We start from the raw sequence: 21,708 nt of genomic DNA, 5'->3' as shown, positions 1-21,708 counted from the left end.
TTGCTCAGTGGGCGCCGGCCGCTCCCCGGTCCGGGGCCGACCGCTCCCGCACGGCACGGCTCAGTCCCGAAGCACCCTCCCGTCCCATATCTGCGAGGTGCCCATGAGCACGACCCCTCCACCGCAGGCCCCGCCCGCCGGGCAGCGCACCGCGTCCGGTGAACCCGTCGACGACGAGGGCGCGTTCGCGTGGCTGCGGGCTCTCGGTCCGCGTGGCCGCCGTGCCTTCGGCGGCGCGTTCGGCGGCTATGCCCTGGACTCGTACGACTACTTCACGCTGCCGCTGAGCATGGTGGCCCTGTCGGCGTACTTCGGTCTCAACAGCGGCCAGACCGGTCTCTTCACGACCGTCACGCTCGTCGTGTCCGCGATCGGCGGCGCGGCCGCGGGCGTCATCGCGGACCGGATCGGGCGCGTCAAGGCACTGATGATCACGGTCATCACGTACGCGGTCTTCACCGTGGCCTGCGGCTTCGCGCCCAACTACGAGACGCTGCTGGTCTTCCGCGCGCTCCAGGGCCTCGGCTTCGGCGGTGAGTGGGCGGTCGGCGCGATCCTGGTCGCCGAGTACGCGAGCCCCAGGCACCGGGGCCGTACACTCGGCGCGATCCAGAGCTCCTGGGCCGTCGGCTGGGGACTCGCGGTGCTGGTCTACACGCTGGTCTTCCAGTTCCTCGACGACGACATCGCCTGGCGCGTGATGTTCTGGACCGGGGCCCTGCCGGCCCTGCTGGTCGTCTGGGTGCGCCGCCACGTGCAGGACGCCCCGGAGGCGGCCGAGCGGCGCAGGAAGAGCCCCGAGAAGGGGTCCTTCGCCGCGATCTTCAAGCCGGGCACGGCCGCCTCGCCCGGACTCCTGAGGACGACGCTCTTCGCCGTGCTGCTCTCCACGGGCGTGCAGGGCGGTTACTACACGCTATCGACCTGGATCCCGACGTACCTGAAGACGGACCGCGGACTGTCCGTCGTCGGCACCGGCGGCTATCTCGCGTTCCTGATCTCCGGGGCCTTCATCGGCTACCTGACCGGCGGGTACCTCACCGACAGACTGGGCCGCAAGCGCAACATCCTGCTCTTCGCGGTCCTCTCGGCGGTCTGCATCCTGGCCTACGCGAACATTCCGAGCGGCGCCGACACCCTCGTCCTGGTGCTCGGCTTCCCGCTCGGGTTCTGCATGTCGGCGATCTTCAGCGGTTTCGGCTCGTTCCTCAGCGAGCTGTACCCGACGGCCGTACGGGGCACGGGGCAGGGCTTCACGTACAACACCGGCCGTGCCGTGGGCGCGGTCTTCCCGACGCTGGTCGGTTTCCTGGCCGACAGTTGGGGTGTCGGCGGCGCGCTGGTCTTCGGCGCGATCGGATACGGTCTCGCGGCACTGGCCCTGATCGGTCTCCCCGAGACCCGTGGGAAGGAGCTCCTGTGAACCGGGCACCACGTACACGGCCCCACCCTGCCGGCCTTCTCGACGCGCAGGAGCACGACCACGACCGGACGCACGCGCACGCGTGGAGCCCGGCGGAGGCACGCGCCCGGTTCCGTGCGGGTCTGTCGGGTCCGACCGCGGGCTGGGCGACGGGGTACACCCAGGCGAACCTGATCTCGGTGCCGGCCGACTGGGCGTACGACATGCTGCTGTTCTGCCAGCGCAACCCGAAAGCCTGCCCGGTCCTCGACGTCACCGACGCCGGGTCCCCGACGACCGTCCTGGCCGAGGGCGCCGACCTGCGCACCGATCTGCCGCGCTACCGGGTGTGGGAGCACGGTGAGCTGGTGGAGGAGCCCACGGACGTGGTGGCGCGCTGGCGCGACGACCTGGTGTCGTTCCTCATCGGGTGCAGCTTCACCTTCGAGGGGGCGCTGACCCGGGCGGGCGTGCCGATGCGCCACATCGAGCAGGGACGCAACGTCTCCATGTACGTCACCGACCGCCAGTGCCGTCCCGCCGGGCGGCTGCGCGGGCCCATGGTGGTGTCCATGCGTCCCGTGCCGCCCGAGCACCTGCCCGTGGCGATCCGGGAGACCGGTCTGCTGCCCGCGGTGCACGGCAGCCCGGTGTACTGCGGGGACCCGGGCGCCCTCGGCATCGCGGACCTGGGCCGCCCCGACTTCGGCGACCCGGTGGTCGCCGAGCCGGACGACATCCCGGTGTTCTGGGCCTGCGGGGTGACGCCGCAGGCCGCGGTGACGGCCTCACGGCCGCCGTTCGCGATCACCCACGCACCGGGCCAGATGTTCGTCACCGACGCCCGCGACGAGCAGTACCGCGTCGTCTGACCACGTCGCCCGACCGCGCCGTCCGAACGGAGAACGGACCTTCATGACCTCCACCGACACCCCTGGCGACAGCTCCGCCGGCCCGCCCGCCGACACCGCGGTCGATCTCAACGCCGATCTCGGCGAGGGTTTCGGCCGCTGGCACCTGACCGACGACGAACAACTGCTGTCCGTCGTCACCAGTGCCAACGTGGCCTGCGGCTTCCACGCGGGGGACGCCGCCACCATGCGGCGGGTGTGCGATCTGGCCGCCGAACGCGGTGTACGGATCGGCGCCCAGGTCTCCTACCGGGACCTGGCGGGCTTCGGGCGCCGCGCGATGGACGTGCCGCCCGGCGAACTGGCGGCCGAGGTGGCGTACCAGATCGGCGCCCTGGAGGTCTTCGCCCGTGCGGCGGGCGCGCGCGTGGCGTACGTCAAGCCGCACGGCGCGCTCTACAACCGCATCGTGCGGGACGAGGAGCAGGCCGGGGCGGTCGTGGCCGGGGTGCTGCTCGCCGACGCCACACTCCCGGTACTCGGGCTGCCGGGCTCCCGGTTCCTGGCCGCGGCCGGCGCGGCGGGGCTGCCGGTCGTCACCGAGGCGTTCGCGGACCGCGCGTACACCGACGAGGGCACGCTCGTGCCACGCGGCCGGGAAGGCGCGGTGATCACCGATCCGGACACGGTCGTGGAACGCTCGGTGGACCTCGCGCGTTCTGGAGTCGTGAAGGCACATTCCGGGCGTGACATCGCGGTACGGGCCCGGTCGCTGTGCCTGCACGGCGACACGCCCGGCGCGGTCGACCTCGCCCGCCGGGTCCGGGCGCGGCTCGCGGAGTCGGGTGTCCGCGTGGAGGCGTTCGTATGAAGGCGTTGCCGGTCGGGGACCGTGCCCTGCTCGTCGAGGTGTCCACGGACGAGGAGGCACAGGCCCTGCACGCCGAGCTGCTCCGCCGCCGCGCGGAAGGTTCCCTCTCGGTACGGGAGATCGTTCCCGCAGCCCGGACGGTCCTCCTCGACGGCCTCGACGAACCGGCCGGACTGGCCGCGCAGCTGGCCGGCGCGCGGCTCCCGCCGGTCCCCCCGCCCTCGCGGGAGGCCGTGGAGATCGCCGTCCGCTACGACGGCCCCGACCTGGCGGACGTCGCCCGGCTCTGGGGGGTGCCCCCGGACGAGGTGGCGCGGATCCACGCGGCGGCGGAGTTCCGGGTCGCCTTCTGCGGGTTCGCGCCCGGCTTCGGCTATCTCACCGGGCTGCCGGCCCGCTACGGCGTGCCCCGGCACGCGACTCCCCGTACGGCCGTCCCCGCGGGGTCCGTGGGCCTCGCGGGCCCGTACACCGGCGTGTACCCGCGTTCCTCGCCGGGCGGCTGGCAACTGATCGGCACGACGGACGCCGTCCTGTGGGACCACACACGCGAGCCGGCCGCGCTGCTGTCGCCGGGCACGCCCGTCCGCTTCGTCCCGGTGGACTCCTGATGACCGACCGCGCGCTCGTCGTCGTACGCGCCGGGGCGCTCACCACGGTGCAGGACCGGGGGCGCCCGGGCCACGCGCACCTCGGCGTACCGCGCTCCGGCGCCCTGGACGCGCCCGCCGCCGCCCTCATGAACCGGCTCGTCGGCAACCCGCCCGGCGCGGCCCTCCTGGAGACGACCCTCAACGGCTGCGACCTGCGGCCGCGGTCGGCGGTCACGGTGGCCGTGGGCGGCGCCCCCTGCCCCGTCTCGGTGAACGGCCGCCCGGCGGCCTGGGGAGCCCCGGTGCGCGTACCCGCCGGGGCACTGCTGTCGGTGGGGACGGCCGTCGCCGGAGTACGCACCTACGTGGCCGTGTCCGGTGGCGTGACCGTCGAGCCGGTGCTGGGCAGCCGCTCGACGGACCTGCTGTCGGGCCTCGGCCCGCCGCCCCTCACCGACGGCACGGTCCTCCCCCTGGGCAGACCGGGCGACCTCCCCGCGCCCGTGGACGTCGTCCCGCAGCCGTCCCCGCCCACGGAACTCGTCCTGCGGGTGACGCCGGGCCCCCGCGACGACTGGTTCACGGCGGCGGCCCTGCGCATCTTCACCTCGCACACCTACCGGGTGTCCTCGGCGAGCAACCGCATCGGCCTGCGAACGGAGGGGCCCGCCCTGGAGCGGGCGACCGGTGGCGAGCTGCCCAGCGAGGGCATGGTCCTCGGTGCGGTCCAGGTCCCCCCGGACGGCAGACCGGTGGTCTTCCTGGCCGACCACCCGACCACGGGCGGCTACCCGGTGATCGCGGTGGTCCACCCCCCCGACCTCCCCCCAACAGCCCAGACCCCCCCAGGCACCCCAGTACGCTTCACCCCAAAGGGAACGCGCTCCTAAGGGGCGCGGGGAACGGCGCAGTCCTTTGCCTTTGGGGGCGCGGGGAACGGCGCAATCTTTCGCCTTCAGGGGCGCGGGGAACGGCGCAATCCTTTGCTTTTGAGGGGCGCGGGGAACTGCGCGACCAGCCCCCACACACCCGCACCGAACAACAGAGGCCGGCGCCAGCCACTACGCCACGTCGGCCTGATCCACCACCGCAAGCCCAGCCAGCGCAGCGGACACCGCATGGGACGCAGCAAGATCGAGCCGCACCCCCGTACCCCGCACCCGGTGCCGCACCTCGGACGCGGCCAGCGAGACGAGCTGCGGCAGCAGATCGGTGCACCGCCGGGCCACCCACCCGGTCCCGGCGGTGGCCAGCCACCACAGACTCGCCGACCGCGTGGGCTCGGGAAACTCCGGCTCGGGACGCGGCACGGGCCCCGTCGCGAGCCCGGCCTCCACCAACAGCGCGTGGAAGCGCAGGGCGAACTGCCGGTGCCCCCGCTCCCCCGGGTGGAGCCGGTCCGCGCTCCACATGGCCCGGTCGGCGACCCAGTCGCCCTCCGCGGCATGCAGATGCACGGCCCCGTACCGCTCCGACAGCGCGTGCACGACCGCGTTCACGGCCCGCTGACGCCGGGCGAGCGGCCGGGCCAGCGCCCCCGGCAGCCCCAGCATCGTCCCGGGGTCGGGCAGGCAGGCCGTGAGGAGAACGGCACCTTGTCCGGTGAACGCCGCGTACACCGTGTCGAGCCGTTCGGCCACGGCCCGGATGTCGAAGGTGCACCGAAGCGTGTCGTTCACCCCGACGACGACCGAGGCGATGTCCGGCCGCACGGCCAGCGCGGCCGGCACCTGCCGCTCCAGGACGTCACGCGTCTGTGCGCCGCTGATCCCGAAGTTGTGGAACTCCACCGGTGCGTCCGGCGGGGCGAGACCGGCGGCGAGCAGCGCGGCCCAGCCGCGCCACCCCTCGCCCACGGGATCCCCCACCCCTTCCGTGAGGGAGTCGCCCAGCGCCGCGAACCGGAGGGGTCTCATGCGACGCCCTCCCGGGGCCTGGTGACCGCCCGGCCGGCCGCGGGCGCGTCCGGTCGCCCCACGCGGACGGGCGCGTCGTGCGCGGTGAGGAACGCCTCCACGGCGGCGGGCCACCCGAAACAGGCGGCACGCGCGCGTGCCGCCTCCCGCCGCTCGTTCTCGGGCCGCTCCATGAGCATCCGGACCGCGACACCGAAGGCCGCTCCGCTGTCGGCGGCGGTGGCCCCGGCGGAGCCGATGACCTCGGGGAGGGCGGAGGAGGCGCTGGCGACGACGGGCGTGCCGCAGGCCATCGCCTCCAGGGCGGCGAGTCCGAAGGTCTCGGCGGGGCCCGGCGCCAGGCACACGTCGGCGGATGCCTGCAGAGCGCCGAGGTGTGCGCGGTCGGCGACGTGCCCGAGGAAGGTGACCGGCAGCCTCCGCTCACGCGCCCGCTGTTCGAGCCTGGCCCGCAGCGGCCCGTCACCCGCCACCACGAGCACCGCGCGCCTGCCGCCGCGCAGCAGCGCCTCCAGCGTGTCCAGAGCCGTCACCGGCCGCTTCTCGACGGACAGCCTGGAGCACATCACCAGCAGGACCTCGTCCGGGCGCGCGTACCGGGCGCGGATCCCCGGGTCCCGCAGGGCGGGGTGCCGGCCCTCCAGGTCGACGCCCAGCGGGGCGCGTACGACGTTGCGGGCGCCGATGCGGACGAACTCGCGCTCCGCGAACTCCGTGGTGCACACCACCCGTGCGTAGTGGTGGGCGGTACGGAGGTTGAGGGCGTCGGAGGTCCGCCGGGCCAGGCCCGCCGACATGCCCCAGGTGCGCAGGACGCCGTCGGCGGTCTCGTGGGACACCATCACGGCGGGCACCCTGGCGCGCCGCGCCCAGACACCGGTCCAGCGCAGCGTCGTACGGTCGGAGACCTCCAGGCGGTCGGGGGCGAGCGTCTCGAGGAGCGCCTCCACACGCCGCCTGTCCGTGAGGACGCGGTAGCCGCCGGTGCCGGGCAGCAGCGGGCCGGGCAGGGTGATGACGCGTCCCTGCTCGGTCTCGCGGTCCGAGGTGCGTTCGCCGGGCACGATCAGTACGGGCCGGTGCCCGGCCGCCCGGTAGCCGGCGCCCAGTTCGCGCAGCGCGGTCCGCAGGCCCCCGGAGGCGGGCGCGACGAAGTTGGCGAGCCGGACGATGCTCAGGGACGGGTTCATGCCGCCACCACCGCCCGTCCGGCGAGGACGTCCGTGTAGTGGTCGATGAGCTGGTCCCCGACGGCGGCCCAGGTGCGGCCCTCGACGGTGCGCCGCGCCTCGGCGCCGAAGGCGGCCCGCAGGGCGGGGTCGGCGGCGAGCGACCGGACGGCGTCGCGCACGGCGGCCTCGTCTCGGGGCGGTACGAGCAGTCCGGTGCGTCCGTGGGCCACCAGGTCCAGCGGGCCGCCCGCGGCGGGGGCGACGACGGGGACGCCGCTCGCCATGGCCTCCTGGACGGTCTGGCAGAAGGTCTCGAACGGGCCGGTGTGCACGAAGACGTCCAGTGAGGCGAAGATCCGGGCGAGTTCGTCACCCGTGCGGCGGCCGAGGAAGACAGCTCCCGGCAGCGCCTGGCCGAGGCTCGTCCGGCTGGGTCCGTCGCCCACGACGACCAGGCGTACACCGTCCAGGCCACAGACTCCGGCGAGGAGTTCGATCTGCTTCTCGGGGGCGAGCCGGCCCACGTAGCCGACGATCAGCTCGCCGTTCGGGGCGAGCTCCCGGCGCAGCGTGTCGTCCCGGTGCTGCGGCCGGAAGCGGACGGTGTCGACGCCGCGCGGCCACAGCCGCACCCGGGGCACACCGTGCGCCTCCAGGTCGTGCAGGGCGGCGCTGGACGGGGCGAGCGTGCGGTCGGCGGCGGCGTGGACGGAGCGGATACGGCGCCAGGCGGTGGCCTCACCCGTGCCCATGTACGTACGGGCGTAGCCGGCGAGGTCGGTCTGGTAGACGGCCACGGCGGGGATGCCGAGCCGGCCGGCGGCGGCCATGCCGCGGACGCCGAGGACGAAGGGGCTGGCCAGGTGGACGATGTCCGCGCGGTGTGCGGTGATCGCGGCGGCGACGCGTCGGCTGGGGAGGGCGACGCGGACCTGGGGGTAGCCGGGGAGCGGCAGGGAGGGGATGCGGACGACGGGACACGGTGCGGAGGCGTCGGTCCCGTTCCCGGGGGAGGCGTCTCCCGGTCCGGTCGGGGTCGAGTGCCTGGGGGAGGTTGCCGGAGCGACGACAACGGGGGTGTGACCACGCTCGACGAGGTGCCGGGCGGTCTGGAGCGCGCAGTGGGCCACGCCGTTCACATCGGGGGGAAAGGATTCGGTCACGATGACGACACGCATACGGGTGTTGTCGTCGTGCTGGACGTGGACGCGTCAACGTGGATCTTTCCGGACGAGGAACGTCCCATGAGCGTTGTGCTCCGGGTGCCCTCGCATCACGGACCGGTCACGCTCCGGCGTCCGGGCCCGTACCTGCGGGATACGGGCCGACGTCGGAAGGCGCACACGCGGGTCTCACACGGCGGACGCGTCCGGTCCGATCCGGCTGCGGACCGCGGTCTGCACGTCGGCCTCCTCGGCCGGGTCGGCGGCGAGCCGCCGGAGCTGGTCGACCACGCGGGCGTCCCCGGTCTCGGCGTGCCGTGCGGCCACTTCGCGGGTGGTCTCCTCGCAGTCCCAGAGGCACTCGACGGCGAATCCGGCGGGGAAGGAGGGATCGGTGGCGGCCAGCGCGCGGGCCGCCCGCCCGCGCAGGTGGGACGAGGCGGTCTCGCGGTAGACGTGCCGCAGGACGGGGGCCGCTCCCGCGATGCCGAGGCGTCCGGCGCCGTCGACGAGGGTCCACAGGGTCTGTGCGTCGGGGCCTTCGCCCCGCACCGCTTCGCGCAGGGCTTCGAGGACGAGTTCGCGGTCCTGGGCGCCGCCCCGGCAGGCGAGGACGCGGCCCGCGGCCTCTCCCAGGGCGTCGGGCCGGTGGGCCCAGCCGCGGGCCCGCTGCACGGCGGCGACGCTGCGCATCCGTTCGAAGGCGTCCACGGCGGCGTCCACGACGAGCCGTGAGCCGGCGGCCTGCGCGGCCTCGACGAGATCCAGTGCGTCGGGATCGTGACTGTCGGCCAGATAGCGCAGGGCGGTACACCGCGCCCCGTCGTCCCCGGTGCGGGCGGCCTCGACGATCTCGGGGCGGTCCTCGGGACCGGCGACGGCCGTCAGGCAGCGCGCGGCGGGCACATGGAGGGCGGCGCCGCGTTCGATGCCCTGCTGGGCCCACGCGAAGACGGCCCGCACGCTCCACCCGGGGCGGGGCCCGGGTGGCCGCATCTGTTGCTGCCACCGGTCGAAGGAACCGGCTTCCTGGGCGCCGCGCACGCGCGCGCCGATGGATTCGCGGGGATCGTCGGCCCACAGCCGCCAGGGCCGGGGTTCGAAGGAGTCCCGTACGACCGCCGCCAGTTCGGCCTCTCCCTCGGGGCCGGCGGGGAACCGGGCGAGCACGGGGGCCGCGAGGGCGCGCAGACCGGCGTCGTCGTCGCGCAGCGCCAGTTCGTCGAGGGCCCACGCCCAGTTGGTGCCGCAGGCGGCGTACCGGCGCAGCAGCTCCAGGGCGTCCCGCCTGCCGTACGAGGCGAGATGGCCGAGGACCGCGAGCGCGAGGCCCGTGCGGGACTCGTCGGTGTCGAGCACGTCCGCCGCGTCGAAGAGGTGCGCCTCGATCTCGTCGAGGCCGCCGCCCAGATCGAGGTAGAGACGGGCGTAGTACAGGGAGCGGTTCTCCACCTGCCAGTCGTGGCGGGGGTCGTTCAGCACGCAGTGGTTGAGCGCCGCGAGCGCTTCGGCGCGCGGAGCGGTGAGCGCGTGCAGCGTGCCGTCGCCGCGGCCCCTCTGGAGCAGGCCGAGCAGCGTACCGCTGGGCGCTATGACCGGATCGAACATGGGAAACAGCCTCACATCAAGCGTCGACGCAACCGGGGACCTGCTCTACCTGGCCGCGTGACAACACGTCGGGGCGCCCGCCGTTTCCTGCTTGCTGCAGACCATCTTCCTGCCTCTCGTCGGTGGCCCGTACGGGCCGCATCACGGTCCGCGCGGTGCGGCAACACCTGCCCAGCCATCGCGTCCGTGAATCACGACGTCATGATGACCCAGCCGTTCTCGCTGCCGCGACCGCATTTCCGGCGGCCCCGTTCCGCCTCCCCCAAAAATCTTGTTTCGCCTGGTCAAGGCGGATGGTTCAGTGTGCTCCGAACAGTTCGAGCAGTTCGGTCTTGGCGAACATCCGGGCCGTGTCGACCGCGGAGGGTGTCCCCGCCGAGGGGTCCGCGCCCGCGTCCAGGAGAACGCGGATGACCGCGTCCGCGCCCTTGAAGACGGCTCCGGCGAGCGGGGTCTGGCCGCGGTCGTTGACGCGGTCGGCCTCGGCTCCGCGCTCCAGGAGGGCGCTCACGGCGTCGGCGTGGCCGTGGTAGGCGGCCAGCATCACGAGTGAGTCGCCGCGGTCGTTGGTGAGGTTGGCCGGGACACCCGCGTCGACGTACGCCACGAGCGCTTCGGTCTGTCCCCGCCGGGCCAGATCGAAGATCTTGGTCGCCAGCTCCACGACCTCGGGGTCGGGGGCTTCACTCATCGACGGGACCACCTCTCACTGCTACTGCGGGTACGTGCGGCCGCCAGTGGTGCGACCGAACGAGTGATTCGCCAGCGTACTGGCTTCGCGGGCACATGACCGGGCTCACCCGAGGCAAGGATCACCACGAAACCGGCAAAGTCACCGATCCGTCGTTCGAGCACCCGACCGAGTGACCTTGTCGAGCAGGTCCGTCCCGAGCAGGCCCATCAGAGTGAAATAAGAGGTTATTCACCCAGTTGCACCTTTTATCGTATGGATACATCCTGTGATCCTGGAAGTACTCATGGTGACTGTCCCCATCGACCAGGAGAAACTCTCATGATCCTGTCCATCTCAGGTGTGGTCCTGCTCGGCATCATCGTCTTCCTCTTCTTCCGCAAGGACGGCCTCAAGGCATCGCACGCGATGGTCTGCGCCCTCTTCGGGTTCTACCTCGCGGGCACGGCCATCGCACCGAGCATCACGGCGGGCGGCGCGAGCCTGGCCGGTCTGCTCGGCGGGATCAAGTTCTGACGCCCATCCCGTTCGCACGCACCTCCAGGAGACAGCAGTGGCCCGGCGCCCCCTTCCCCGCATTCTGAGTACCGGCAGCACACAGATCGCCCGCAGCCGGGACCTGGCCCGGACGGCCGCCGACAGCGCCACCGACGTCCTCCACCCGCTGATCACGATCAGTCGTGGACTGCGCCGGCTGGCGGCCGCCGGGCGGCGCAAGTGGGTGGACACCCCCAAGGACCGGCGCGGTCCACTGCTGTTCCTGGTGGCCTCGGTCGTGCTGGTCGTGGCCCTCGTCCCGTACGGGCCGCTGCTCGCCGTCATCACCCTGATGGCGGCGGCCGCGTGGCAGGGCAGGGACCGCACCCCGGCCACGCCGGACGGTCCCGACGAGGCACAGAGCAAGCGTCTGGAGTCCCTCTACGAGGCGCTCGTCCCCTACTTCTCGGTCCCCGAGGACCCGGCACCGCTCTACACCCACGGCGGGGAGTGGGCCAACGCGTTCGAGTCCTACGAGTTCGACGACACCGGCCGTGTCTCGCACCTGTCCGTCCGCTACCCCGCCTACTTCACGGACGGGGAGGCGGCCTCCCGGGCCCGCATCGAGCAGCTGCTGCACGCCAAGTCGGGCCGCGGCCGGGAGTACCGCTTCGTCTGGGACGAGGAGGGCAACCAGCTCACGGTCGCCGTCCTGCCTCCCCTGCCGACCGACATCGCCGCCCAGCGGTTCGTCACTGCTCCGGGCGAGACCGTCCTCGGTTTCACCGACCCGGCCGACGTCCGGCGCACCCTGCCGCTCGCCTTCGGCGAGGAGCGGCGGGACGTGCCGCCGGTGGTCTGGCGCACCGGTGTGCGCTCGACCGAGCCGCACCTGCTCGCGGTCGGCGGGCCCGGCAGCGGCACGACCACCTTCCTGCGCTCGATCGCGCTGCAGGCCCTCCAGCACGGCGACGTGCTGATCGTCGAGGGCGGCGGTACGGGCGAGTACGCGTTCCTGACGGGGCGCGAGGGCGTCCTGGGCATCGAATGCGGCCTGGCGGGCGCGCTGGCCGCTCTCGAATGGGCGGCGCACGAGACGGAGCGCCGGCTCCTCGCGGCGAACCGGGCCCGGCAGGCCGGGCTCACTCCGCCGGAGGACACGAGACGTCCCCTGTGGCTCCTGCTGGACCGGCCGACCGGGCTCGGCCACCTCGCGGCGACCGACGGCCGCAAGGATCCGGGAAGCCTCCTCCAGGTGCCGCTGCGCCACGGCCGCGCGACCGGGGTGACGGTGGTGGTGGCCGAACAGTTCGACTCCGTGGAGTCGCTCGGCGAGGCGGTACTGGCCCAGACACGCGCGCGCGTCGTCCTCGGCCCGGCGTCGACGGCCCAGCTCGGGGCGGTGCTCGGAGCGCCGCCGCACACGACTCCCGCCCCCGACGTCCCGCCCGGCCGCGGGTACGCCCGGCTCGGCACGGGCCCGGTCCACCGCCTCCAGGTGCCGGCGACCCCGGACCCGTACGACGAGGCGACGAGCGAGACCCACCGCCAGGCGGTGCTGGCCCTGCTGCCCGCCCCCACCACCCCCGTGGACGCGACCCCCGCAACCGATCCCGCGACCGATCCCGTACGAGTCACGGCACCGGGCCCGGTGGGCGTGGTCGCGGAAGGCTGAGCACAGGGCGCTGAGCGCAGGGTGCTGGGCACCGGCCGGTGAGCGCACGGTGCTGAGCGCAGGACGGTGAGCGCACGGTGCTGAGCACCGGCCGATGAGCACAGGCCGGTGAGCACAGGCCGGGGCCGTGGGCCGGCCTCCCGTTCGCCGTGGCCGCCCGCGCGGTTCCCCGTGCCCGGCCGCCCGCGCCGTTCCCCGTGCCCCTCCGGGGCCCGGGAGGCGTCACGCCACGAACGTGCGGGACGCCTCCGCCACCCCGTTGGCTCCTGTCTCGACCAGCCGCGCGGCCGCCGCCAGCCGCGCGGCGGCCTCGTCGGCGACCGCCCCGCCGACGGTGAACGGCAGCCGGACGTACCCCTCGAACGCCCCGTCCACCCCGAAGCGCGGCCCGGACGGCACCCGTACACCCACCCGCTCCCCGACCTCGGCCAGCCGCGAGCCGGACAGGCCCCCCGTGCGCACCCACAGGGTGAGCCCGCCGCGCGGCACGTCGAACTCCCAGCCGGGCAACTCCCGGCGCAGGGCCGCCACCAGCGCGTTCCGGTTCTCCCGGGCCTGGCCGCGCCGCACCTCCACGGCCTGCTCCCAGCCGCCCGTGCCGAGCAGCCAGTTGACGGCGAGCTGCTCCAGGACGGGGGTGCCGAGATCGGCGTAGGCGCGCGCCGCGACCAGGCTGCGGATCACGTCGGGCGCGGCGCGGACCCAGCCGATCCGCATGCCCGCCCAGAACGCCTTGCTGGCCGAACCGACCGTGACGACCGTCGACCCGCCCGGGTCGAAACCGCAGACGGGGCGCGGCAGTTCGAGTCCTTCGTCCAGGTGCAGCTCACTCATCGTCTCGTCCACGACCAGTACGGTGCCGGCCGACCGCGCGGCGTCGACGAGCTGCCGCCGCTGTTCCTCGTCGGCTAGCGCGCCGGTCGGGTTGTGGAAGTCCGCGACGACGTAGGCGAGACGGGGCGCCGCGTCGCGCAGCACCTGCCGCCAGCGGTCCATGTCCCAGCCCGCCAGCCCCTCGGCCATGGCGACGGGTACCAGCCGGGCCCCGGCCTCGCGCATCAGCTGCAGGATGTTGGCGTACGAGGGCGACTCGACGGCGATCCGTTCCCCGCGCCCGGCGAAGAGATGGCAGATGGCGTCGATGGCGCCCATGGCGCCGGTGGTCACCATGATCTGCTCGGGCATGGTGGGGATGCCGCGCGCGGTGTACCGGTCGGCGAGCGTCTGGCGCAGCGCGGGCAGCCCCGCCGGATAGTCCCCGTGCGTGTGGGCGTACGGCGGCAGTTCCTCCAGGGCCCCTCGCACGGCGCGGGTCAGCCAGGGCTCGGGTGCGGGCAGGGCCGCGCAGCCCAGGTCGATCATGGAGCCGAGGGTCTCGGGCGGCAGGGGTTCGAGGCCGCGCGCGGGCAGCGGGTTGCCCGCCGGTACCGCGGTCCAGCTGCCCGCCCCCCTGCGGGACTCCAGGAAGCCTTCGGCGCGCAGGGCCTCGTAGGCGGCCGCCACGGTGGTGCGGCTGACGGACAGCGAGAGGGCCAGCTCACGCTCGGCGGGCAGCCGTGCCGCCACGGGGACCCGGCCTTCGAGGACGAGCAGCCGGATGCCGTCGGCGAGGGCGCGGTAGGCGGGCGGGCGGCGCGTGCCGGGGCCCGCAGGACGCTCCTGCTGCGAGGTGAGCAGTCGCGCGAGCTGTGCGGCGCCCACCGCTGAAGTCCACTGCGCCATGATGACCAGTCCACCTTTCCCGAATTGGCCATGGAAGAGCTTTCTCCCCGAGCCACAGAGTGTCACGGGTCAGTCCACTACCACCACCAGGGGCCACATCGTGTCCACTCCCCCGCCTCCTCCCCTCCCGTCGGGGCACCTCCCCCGCCGGCTCCTCCAGCTGTACGCGGGTCTGGCGCTGTACGGAGCGAGTGCGGCCCTGCTCCTGGAGGCCGGCCTGGGCATGGAGCCCTGGGGAGTGCTGCACCAGGGCCTCGCCGAGCTGACGGGGCTGACGGTCGGCGTCGTGTCGATCATCGTGGGAGCCGCCGTCCTCGTCCTGTGGCTCCCGCTGCGCCAGCGCCCTGGCCTCGGCACGGTGTCCAACGTCTTCGTGGTCGGCCTGGCGATGGACGGCACGCTCGCCCTGCTTCCGCAGGCGCACACCCTCACCGTCCGCGTCCCGCTGATGGCGGCGGGCATCCTGCTGAACGGTACGGCGACCGGCCTCTACATAGCGGCCCGTTTCGGTCCGGGCCCGCGTGACGGGCTCATGACCGGCTTCCACCGACGCACCGGCCGTTCGATCCGCCTCGTGCGCACGACCCTCGAAGTGGCGGTCGTCACGACGGGCTTCGTCCTCGGCGGCACGGTCGGCGTGGGCACGGTCCTGTACGCGCTCGCCATCGGTCCGCTGGCCCAGCTCTTCCTGCGCGTGTTCGCCGTCTCCCCGGCATCACCGGGCGGCAGTACGGCCGTTGCCGCCGGGCCACCGGCACCGGCGATACTCCCGAGGTGATCCCGCGCATACGCCATCCCTACCTCGACCACCCCGGGCCCATCGCCTTCGCCCACCGGGGCGGAGCCGCCGACGGGCTGGAGAACACCGTGGCCCAGTTCCACCGCGCGGTCGGCGCCGGCTACCGCTACATCGAGACCGATGTGCACGCCACGGCGGACGGACGGCTCGTCGCCTTCCACGACGCGACCCTGGACCGGGTGACCGACGGGGCGGGCCGGATAGCGGACCTCCCCTGGGACGACGTACGCCACGCGCGCGTGGCCGGCGCCGAACCGGTCCCCCTGTTCGAGGAGTTGCTGGAGACCTTCCCCGAGGTCCGCTGGAACGTCGACGTCAAGGCGGAGCCCGCGCTGCGCCCGCTCCTCGACCTGATCGGGCGCACCGGCTCCTGGGACCGCGTCTGCGTCGGCTCCTTCTCCGAACCGCGGGTCGCCCGCGCCCAGCGCCTGGCGGGACCTCGCCTGGCCACCTCGTACGGCACCCGGGGCGTCCTGGGGCTGCGTCTGCGCTCGTGGGGCCTGCCCGCCGCGCTGCGGGACTCGGCGCTCTGCGCCCAGGTTCCCGAGGCGCAGTCGGGGGTCCCCGTGGTGGACCGGCACTTCGTGCGCGCCGCCCACGCGCGCGGGCTGCAGGTCCACGTGTGGACGGTCAACGAACCCGGGCGGATGCACCGGCTTCTGGACCTGGGCGTCGATGGCATCATGACCGATCACATCGAGACGCTGCGCGGGGTCCTGAAGGACCGCGGCACCTGGGTCTGACGGGGAAGCGAGGGCACGGGTGGGCACCGACACCGTGCGGGAACGGGTGGCCGACGGGGCCGCCGAACGGCGGCGCGAGCAGCGCGGCTGGTATTTCTACGACTGGGCGTGCTCCGTCTACTCGACCAGCGTCCTCACGGTGTTCCTCGGCCCCTATCTGACGTCGGTCGCCAAGGCGGCCGCGGACGCGGACGGGTTCGTGCGTCCGCTGGGGGTCCCCCTGCGTGCCGGCTCGTTCTTCGCCTACTGCGTGTCCGCGGCCGTGATCCTGTCGATCTGTGTGATGCCCCTGGCGGGCGCGGCGGCCGACCGGACGGGCCGCAAGAAGCCGCTCCTCGCGCTCGCCGCCTACCTGGGTGCCGCGGCCACCGCCGGCATGTTCTTCCTGGACGGCGACCGCTATCTGCTGGGCGGCCTCCTGCTCATCGTGGCCAACGCCTCGCTGACCGTCTCGATGATGCTCTACAACTCCTACCTGCCGCAGATCGCCCCGCCCGAGGAGCGTGACGCCGTCTCGTCGAAGGGCTGGGCCTTCGGCTACGGGGCGGGCGCGCTGGTCCTGGTGGCGAACCTGGTCCTCTACACCGCTCACGACAGCTTCGGGGTCTCGGAGTCGACGGCGGTCCGCATCTGCCTGGCCTCGGCCGGCGTCTGGTGGGGCGCCTTCACCCTCATACCGCTCAGACGTCTGCGCGACCGGCGTACGGCCGGCTCCCACCCGGACGACGCGGGCCCCGCCCCGCGCGGTTGGCGGCACCTCGCGGCCACCGTGCGCGACATGCGGCGCCAACCGCTGACGCTCGCCTTCCTGCTCGCGTACCTCGTCTACAACGACGGCATCCAGACGGTCATCTCGCAGGCTTCGGTGTACGGCTCCGAAGAGCTGGGCCTCGACCAGTCGACACTGATCGTCGCCGTGCTGCTGGTCCAGCTGCTCGCGGTGGCGGGCGCCCTCGGGATGGGGCGGCTGGCGCGGACGTACGGCGCCAAACGGACGATTCTGGGCTCGCTGGTCGCCTGGACGGTCACGCTCGGCGCGGGCTACTTCCTGCCGGCGGGTGCCCCCGGCTGGTTCTTCGTCCTGGCCGCCGGGATCGGGCTCGTCCTCGGTGGCAGCCAGGCGCTGTCCCGCTCCCTGTTCTCGCATCTCGTCCCGCCCGGCAAGGAGGCCGAGTACTTCGCGGCGTACGAGATGAGCGACCGGGGCATGAGCTGGCTGGGCCCGCTCCTCTTCGGCCTGACCTACCAGCTGACCGGAAGTTATCGGGACGCGATCATCTCGCTCGTGGCCTTCTTCGTGCTGGGATTCGTGCTGCTCGCGCGCGTTCCGGTGCGGCAGGCGGTGCGCGACGCGGGCAACCCCGTTCCGGCGAGGATTTAGCACTCGGCGCCAAAGGGCGGTAGTGTACGCGTTTGGCCTGCCAGGCGTACCGTTACTGCGCGTCAAAGATGCCGAAACGCTAGGTGACATCTGCTGTCAGATGTGACAAACCGGGCGCGGGTGGGTACACCAAGGGCAGCTACGACGGCGATGCATGAACCCGGAACGGGAATCTTTACCGCCGACCGGACGTTGACCGGATGACGACGACAGCGACACCTGTCCTGTGGGCGACAAGCCCGGGAGGCACGATTCATGAGTGAGCGAGCTCTTCGCGGCACGCGCCTCGTGGTGACTAGCTACGAGACGGACCGCGGCATCGACCTGGCCCCGCGCCAGGCCGTGGAGTACGCATGTGAGAAGGGCCATCGATTCGAGATGCCCTTCTCGGTGGAGGCGGAGATCCCGCCGGAGTGGGAGTGCAAGGTCTGCGGGGCCCAGGCACTCCTTGTGGACGGCGACGGCCCTGAGGAGAAGAAGGCCAAGCCCGCGCGTACGCATTGGGACATGCTGATGGAACGGCGTACGCGGGAGGAACTCGAAGAGGTCCTCGAGGAGCGCTTGGCCGTGCTTCGATCCGGAGCCATGAACATCGCGGTTCACCCTCGGGACAGCCGCAAGTCCGCGTAGCCCCTCCGGGGGTCGGGCGGCATACAGCGCACGCACGCGACCGCGGGCTCCGTACCTGGAGGTACGGCTCCCGCGGTTCTGTGCGTCCGGACGACCGCGCGTCCCTTGGTACCGGGCCCGCCCCGAGTCGGCCGCGCGGTTCCTCGCGCCCCTGAGGGGCGCCTCCCGCGGGCAGAGCTTCCCGTGCGGGTTCGATGCGGTTGCTCGCGCAGTTCCCCGCGCCCCTGAGGCGCGCCTCCCGCAGGTAGAGCTCCCGTGCGGCTTCGTCGTGGTTGGGCGTGCGGGTTTCCGCGTCTCTGATCAGCCCGTCAGCGGGGGGCGTGCGGTCTGGTTCTGCTGGTGGTTCTGCGGGGTGTCGTCGCGGATGACCTCGCCCTGGACGACCTTCCCGTCGGGCCGATGCATACGGGCCTGCTGGAAGGCGCCCCCGAAACTCCCCGTCGCCTCCCGCACCTTGCGCTCGAACGTCCGCTCCGCGTACCTGCTGACGGCCTTCTGGACCGGCGGCACCAGCAACAGCAGCCCGACCACGTCGGAGACGAGCCCCGGCAGCATGAGGAGCAGGCCACCGAGCATCATCAGCCCGTTGCCCTCGGAGTTCGTCCGCTCCTGCGGCAGCGCACCGTCCTGCTGCCGCTGCAACGTCTCACTCAGCGCGCGGAACGCCCGCCGGCCGGCCCGCTTGATCACCACGGAGCCGAGGACGAACCCGCCGACCAGCAGCAGAAGCACCGCGAAACCGCTCGCCGCGCCCGCCACCACGGTCAGCAGCCAGACCTCCAGCACGAGCCACGCGACCAAGCCCAGGGGCAGGAACCTCAGCAGCCGGGAACGCCGGGGCCGCGCGGAGCCGGAGGTCGCGGAGGATGATGCGGATGCGGAGGGCGGGATCGGAGCGCCAGTCGTCATGCCTCCAGTGTGCCTGCCCGGGGCTCAGTACGGCATAAGCGGCCGGTCAGCCCTGCCTGTGCGACGGCCCCCGGCCCCACCGGACCCGTCCGGACCGGGCCGGGTTCAGGCGCCGGGCTTCTTGCGCCCCAGGACGCGCCCCGCCCGCTCCCCCACGCCCCACGTGGTGACCCGCCAGAGGGCCTCCACCAGGATGTCCCGGCTCATCTTGGAGTCGCCCAGTTCACGCTCGACGAAGGTGATGGGCACCTCGACCACGTGACAGCCGGCCGCGACGGCCCGGCGGGCCAGGTCGACCTGGAAGCAGTAGCCCTGCGAGGACACGTCGCCGAGCCCGAGCCGCTCCAGCGTCTCGCGCCGGAAGGCCCGGTAGCCGCCGGTGACGTCACGGATGGGGACGTCGAGCAGGACGCGTGAGTACAGGCTTCCGCCGCGGGAGAGGAACTCCCGGGACTTGGGCCAGTTCACCACCCGGCCCCCCGGCACCCACCGGGACCCGAGCACCAGGTCGGCGCCCTTGAGCGCGGTCAGCAGCCTGGGCAGTTCCTCGGGCTGGTGCGAGCCGTCGGCGTCCATCTCGACCAGGACGCCGTACCCGTGCTCCAGGCCCCAGCCGAAACCCGCGAGGTAGGCGGCGCCGAGCCCCTCCTTGCCCTTGCGGTGCAGCACGTGGACGTGTTCGTCCTCGACGGACAGCTCGTCGGCGAGCTTGCCGGTGCCGTCGGGGCTGTTGTCGTCGGCGATCAGGACGTGCGCCGCGGGCACGGCCGCCCGCACCCGGCCGACGATCGACTTGATGTTCTCCACCTCGTTGAAGGTCGGGATGATCACCAAGGTCGTGCCGAGCGGACCGAACCGTCGCTCAACGCCGTCGTTCACAGCTTCCCCTTAAGACTTCCGTGCGAGAGGTGCTCCACCTTAGCGAGCGTCACTCTTCGCGCAGGTAGGGCGGCGGCCTGAAAGTCCCACAAGAGGGTCACAGAAGGGATGGGAACTGCGGATCGGGGCCCGGCGCCCTTCGGGCCGGCCTGGGACCCGCTGGCTGCGGGTCGACCGAGAGCCGTTGTCTACTGAGCGTCCGGGCCCCACCCGGGTCACACCATCCGGCCGGAACGTTCCCTCGCCCCGTGGCACGGTCGCTGGGCCTGGCTCCCAGTGGTGGCGCGCCGGTGCGGCACACCACCCCTGACCCAACTGCGCTGCGGCGACTGCGCGGAAGTTCACCGGTCGGACGTCCGGTGGTGGACCCGCCGAACCTACCGGCCACCTGCCGCTCACTGTCAACAGTCACGCGACCTGCGGTTCTTCCGGAAAGCGCCTGGTCAGCGCAGAGGATACGCAGGTCGTGCGACGGGCCGCCCGGCCATGATCGCCACCGCGCCACCCCGGGACATCACTCGTCCGGCCGTACGAATACCGTCCGGCCGTCCACCACCGTACGGAGGCAGACGGGGAGCCCCGCGCCGGGTGACAGGTCGGGCAGCCCGGGGGTGCCGGAGCGGGGGTCGGTCGACCAGCGGGCCACCCGGTCGTCCGGGGCCTGGACCACCAGTTCCTCGGTGCGCCACACCGCGTAGTCCGCGGGCGCGCCCGGTACCAGCACCCCCGCGTCGTCCCGTCCGACCGCCCGCCAGCCGCCCCGCGTGTGCGCCGTGAACGCGGCGCGCACCGACACCCGGTGCTCGGGCGTCCGGTGGAAGGCCGCGGCGCGGACGGTGCCCCACGGGTCGAGCGGTGTCACGGGGCTGTCGGAGCCGAAGGCCAGGGGCACGCCGGCCCGCAGCAGGGCGGCGAAGGGGTTGAGCGTACGGGCCCGCTCGGCACCCAGGCGCTCGGTGTACATGCCGTCCGCGCCGCCCCACAGCGCGTCGAAGGCTGGCTGGACGGAGGCGGTGAGGCCGAGGTCGGCGAACCCGGCGATCGCCTCCGGCGTCAGCATCTCGGCATGCTCGACGCGGTGCCGGGCGGCCCGTACGCGGGCCGGGCCGACCTTCTCGGCGGCCGCGCGCATGCCGGCGACCACGGAGGCCACGGCGGCGTCCCCGATGGCGTGGAAGCCCCCCTGGAGCCCCGCCTCGGTGCACGCCACCACGTGGGCGGCGACGGCGGCGGTGTCCAGGTAGGCGGTGCCCGTGTGGTCCGCGTCGGCGTACGGCCGGTGCAGACAGGCCGTGTGCGAGCCGAGGGCGCCGTCCACGAAGAGGTCGCCCGCGGCGCCGGCCGCTCCCAGGGCACGGGCCTTGGCCACGTCCTGCTCGGCCCAGTAGCCGACGACACGGGGGCCGCGCTCCTGCGCGGCGAGGCGCAGCAGTCCGGTGAAGTCGTCCTCCGAGGAGATCTCGGGGCCCCCGCACTCGTGCACGGAGCCGATGCCGAGCGAGGCGGCGTGCCGCAGGGCGGCGCGCTGGGCCTCGGTGCGCTGCAGCGGCGTCACGGCTGCGAACGCGGCGGCGCGTACGGCGTGATGGGCGTCGCGCGTGAGCGGTTCGCCGTCCTGGAACCCGGCCGCCGAGCGGACGCCCGGCACGAGGTCCAGCAGGGCCGTGGTGACGACGGCCGAGTGGACGTCGATCCGGCTGAGGTAGAGCGGGCGGCCGCCGGTGGCCTCGTCCAGCTCGGCGCGCCCCGGGGGGCGCCGCTCGGGCCAGCGGGAGGCGTCCCAGCCGTGGCCGAGGAGCGTCCGGTCGGCGGGACGGGAGGCCGCGGACTCCCGTACCCGGTCCAGTGCGTCGCCGAGGGTGCGGGCACCGGAGAGGTCGAGGCCGGTGAGGGCGAGGCCGGTGGCCGTGGTGTGCACGTGTGCGTCGGTGAACGCCGGGGTGACGAGCGCCCCTTCGAGGTCCACCACCTCGTCGACGCCGTCCGCGAACGCGTCAGCCGCGCCCTCCGAACCGACCCAGGCGACCTGTCCGCGTTCCACGACCATCGCGGTGGCGAACGGGTCGGCGGGGCTGTGGACCTCCCCGCCGCGCAGCAGCACGGTCAGCGGCCCCCGGGAGGGGTCGTCCTGGCCGGACGGTGTCGTGCGCGGCGTCCTCGCGGGGGCGGGGCGGGGCTCGGGGTCGGTGGTGCTGTCGCTCATGGGGACAGTCTCACCCCTCGGCG

General features: G+C 73.5%; 20 protein-coding genes. 11 read left to right on the top strand and 9 right to left on the bottom strand.

Annotated features, from left to right (window positions below):
- Positions 1–103: 103 nt before the first annotated feature.
- From ACFYXC_RS27120 to ACFYXC_RS27100, 5 genes are read left to right on the top strand one after another with little or no spacing between them, the layout of a single operon-like run.
- Positions 104–1,423 carry an MFS transporter gene (locus ACFYXC_RS27120; protein WP_389554373.1) on the top strand — a complete coding sequence of 440 codons (1,320 nt, stop codon included), beginning with the start codon at positions 104–106 and terminating at the stop codon, positions 1,421–1,423.
- Positions 1,420–2,274, top strand: a complete 855-nt coding sequence (locus ACFYXC_RS27115; RefSeq protein WP_389554372.1) for a putative hydro-lyase — start codon at positions 1,420–1,422, stop codon at positions 2,272–2,274. The genes ACFYXC_RS27120 and ACFYXC_RS27115 overlap by 4 nt, the downstream gene beginning before the upstream one ends.
- Positions 2,275–2,317: 43 nt before the next feature.
- Positions 2,318–3,124: a LamB/YcsF family protein gene (locus tag ACFYXC_RS27110; protein WP_389554370.1), complete on the top strand. Its 807-nt coding sequence runs from the start codon at positions 2,318–2,320 to the stop codon at positions 3,122–3,124.
- Positions 3,121–3,735, top strand: a complete 615-nt coding sequence (locus ACFYXC_RS27105) for an allophanate hydrolase subunit 1 (RefSeq protein ID WP_389554369.1) — start codon at positions 3,121–3,123, stop codon at positions 3,733–3,735. Before ACFYXC_RS27110 ends, ACFYXC_RS27105 begins: the two co-directional genes overlap by 4 nt.
- Positions 3,735–4,607: a biotin-dependent carboxyltransferase family protein gene (locus ACFYXC_RS27100; RefSeq protein ID WP_388918431.1), complete on the top strand. Its 873-nt coding sequence runs from the start codon at positions 3,735–3,737 to the stop codon at positions 4,605–4,607. Before ACFYXC_RS27105 ends, ACFYXC_RS27100 begins: the two co-directional genes overlap by 1 nt.
- Before the next feature lie 171 nt (positions 4,608–4,778).
- On the opposite strand, the gene ACFYXC_RS27095 is transcribed toward ACFYXC_RS27100, so the two are convergent.
- From ACFYXC_RS27095 to ACFYXC_RS27075, 5 genes are all read right to left on the bottom strand, one after another.
- Entirely contained in the window at positions 4,779–5,633 is an 855-nt protein-coding gene (locus ACFYXC_RS27095; RefSeq protein WP_389554368.1) for an SGNH/GDSL hydrolase family protein, read from the bottom strand.
- Complete coding sequence (locus tag ACFYXC_RS27090; RefSeq protein WP_389554367.1) at positions 5,630–6,823, bottom strand: glycosyltransferase; 1,194 nt, start codon at positions 6,821–6,823, stop codon at positions 5,630–5,632. The genes ACFYXC_RS27095 and ACFYXC_RS27090 overlap by 4 nt, the downstream gene beginning before the upstream one ends.
- Positions 6,820–7,983, bottom strand: a complete 1,164-nt coding sequence (locus ACFYXC_RS27085) for a glycosyltransferase family 4 protein (protein ID WP_388918422.1) — start codon at positions 7,981–7,983, stop codon at positions 6,820–6,822. Before ACFYXC_RS27085 ends, ACFYXC_RS27090 begins: the two co-directional genes overlap by 4 nt.
- A gap of 174 nt (positions 7,984–8,157) precedes the next feature.
- Positions 8,158–9,576 (bottom strand): HEAT repeat domain-containing protein, encoded by a 1,419-nt coding sequence (locus tag ACFYXC_RS27080; RefSeq protein WP_389554366.1) that lies wholly within the window; start codon positions 9,574–9,576, stop codon positions 8,158–8,160.
- A 298-nt stretch (positions 9,577–9,874) separates the two neighbouring features.
- Positions 9,875–10,267 (bottom strand): ankyrin repeat domain-containing protein, encoded by a 393-nt coding sequence (locus ACFYXC_RS27075; protein ID WP_388918416.1) that lies wholly within the window; start codon positions 10,265–10,267, stop codon positions 9,875–9,877.
- Positions 10,268–10,588: 321 nt separating this feature from the next.
- On the opposite strand from ACFYXC_RS27075, the gene ACFYXC_RS27070 reads away from it, so the two are divergent.
- Together ACFYXC_RS27070 and ACFYXC_RS27065 are read left to right on the top strand one after the other, a co-directional pair.
- The gene (locus ACFYXC_RS27070; protein WP_235799508.1) at positions 10,589–10,783 is read left to right on the top strand and encodes a hypothetical protein; all 195 of its coding nucleotides are present in this window, start codon (positions 10,589–10,591) and stop codon (positions 10,781–10,783) included.
- 37 nt (positions 10,784–10,820) lie between these two features.
- The gene (locus tag ACFYXC_RS27065; RefSeq protein ID WP_389554365.1) at positions 10,821–12,419 is read left to right on the top strand and encodes a hypothetical protein; all 1,599 of its coding nucleotides are present in this window, start codon (positions 10,821–10,823) and stop codon (positions 12,417–12,419) included.
- A gap of 222 nt (positions 12,420–12,641) precedes the next feature.
- Here the strand turns inward: ACFYXC_RS27065 and ACFYXC_RS27060 are convergent, their stop codons facing one another.
- On the bottom strand, positions 12,642–14,141 hold the full coding sequence (locus ACFYXC_RS27060; protein ID WP_389554364.1) for a PLP-dependent aminotransferase family protein: 1,500 nt from the start codon (positions 14,139–14,141) through the stop codon (positions 12,642–12,644).
- A gap of 100 nt (positions 14,142–14,241) precedes the next feature.
- Between ACFYXC_RS27060 and ACFYXC_RS27055 the strand changes: the two genes are divergently transcribed.
- The 4 genes from ACFYXC_RS27055 to ACFYXC_RS27040 all read left to right on the top strand — a co-directional run bounded on the left by ACFYXC_RS27055 (position 14,242) and on the right by ACFYXC_RS27040 (position 17,694).
- Positions 14,242–14,919, top strand: coding sequence for a YitT family protein (locus ACFYXC_RS27055; RefSeq protein WP_389554363.1), 678 nt, complete (start codon positions 14,242–14,244; stop codon positions 14,917–14,919).
- Positions 14,916–15,683 carry a glycerophosphodiester phosphodiesterase gene (locus ACFYXC_RS27050; RefSeq protein ID WP_389554362.1) on the top strand — a complete coding sequence of 256 codons (768 nt, stop codon included), beginning with the start codon at positions 14,916–14,918 and terminating at the stop codon, positions 15,681–15,683. Before ACFYXC_RS27055 ends, ACFYXC_RS27050 begins: the two co-directional genes overlap by 4 nt.
- 19 nt (positions 15,684–15,702) lie before the next feature.
- Positions 15,703–17,064 (top strand): MFS transporter, encoded by a 1,362-nt coding sequence (locus ACFYXC_RS27045; protein WP_389554361.1) that lies wholly within the window; start codon positions 15,703–15,705, stop codon positions 17,062–17,064.
- Between the two features lie 255 nt (positions 17,065–17,319).
- Positions 17,320–17,694, top strand: coding sequence for an RNA polymerase-binding protein RbpA (locus tag ACFYXC_RS27040; RefSeq protein WP_003977404.1), 375 nt, complete (start codon positions 17,320–17,322; stop codon positions 17,692–17,694).
- A gap of 300 nt (positions 17,695–17,994) precedes the next feature.
- Here ACFYXC_RS27040 and fxsA read toward each other — a convergent pair whose 3' ends face one another.
- From fxsA to ACFYXC_RS27025, 3 genes are all read right to left on the bottom strand, one after another.
- Positions 17,995–18,603: an FxsA family membrane protein gene (gene fxsA, locus ACFYXC_RS27035; protein ID WP_389554360.1), complete on the bottom strand. Its 609-nt coding sequence runs from the start codon at positions 18,601–18,603 to the stop codon at positions 17,995–17,997.
- 105 nt (positions 18,604–18,708) lie between these two features.
- Positions 18,709–19,482, bottom strand: coding sequence for a polyprenol monophosphomannose synthase (locus tag ACFYXC_RS27030; protein WP_389554359.1), 774 nt, complete (start codon positions 19,480–19,482; stop codon positions 18,709–18,711).
- Positions 19,483–19,996: 514 nt separating this feature from the next.
- Positions 19,997–21,685, bottom strand: coding sequence for an amidohydrolase (locus ACFYXC_RS27025; RefSeq protein ID WP_389554358.1), 1,689 nt, complete (start codon positions 21,683–21,685; stop codon positions 19,997–19,999).
- Between the last annotated feature and the right edge of the window lie 23 nt (positions 21,686–21,708).

The sequence above is a fragment of the Streptomyces sp. NPDC002701 genome, from assembly GCF_042889045.1.
GTDB lineage: Bacteria > Actinomycetota > Actinomycetes > Streptomycetales > Streptomycetaceae > Streptomyces.
This window is presented reverse-complemented; position numbering and strand designations above follow the sequence as displayed.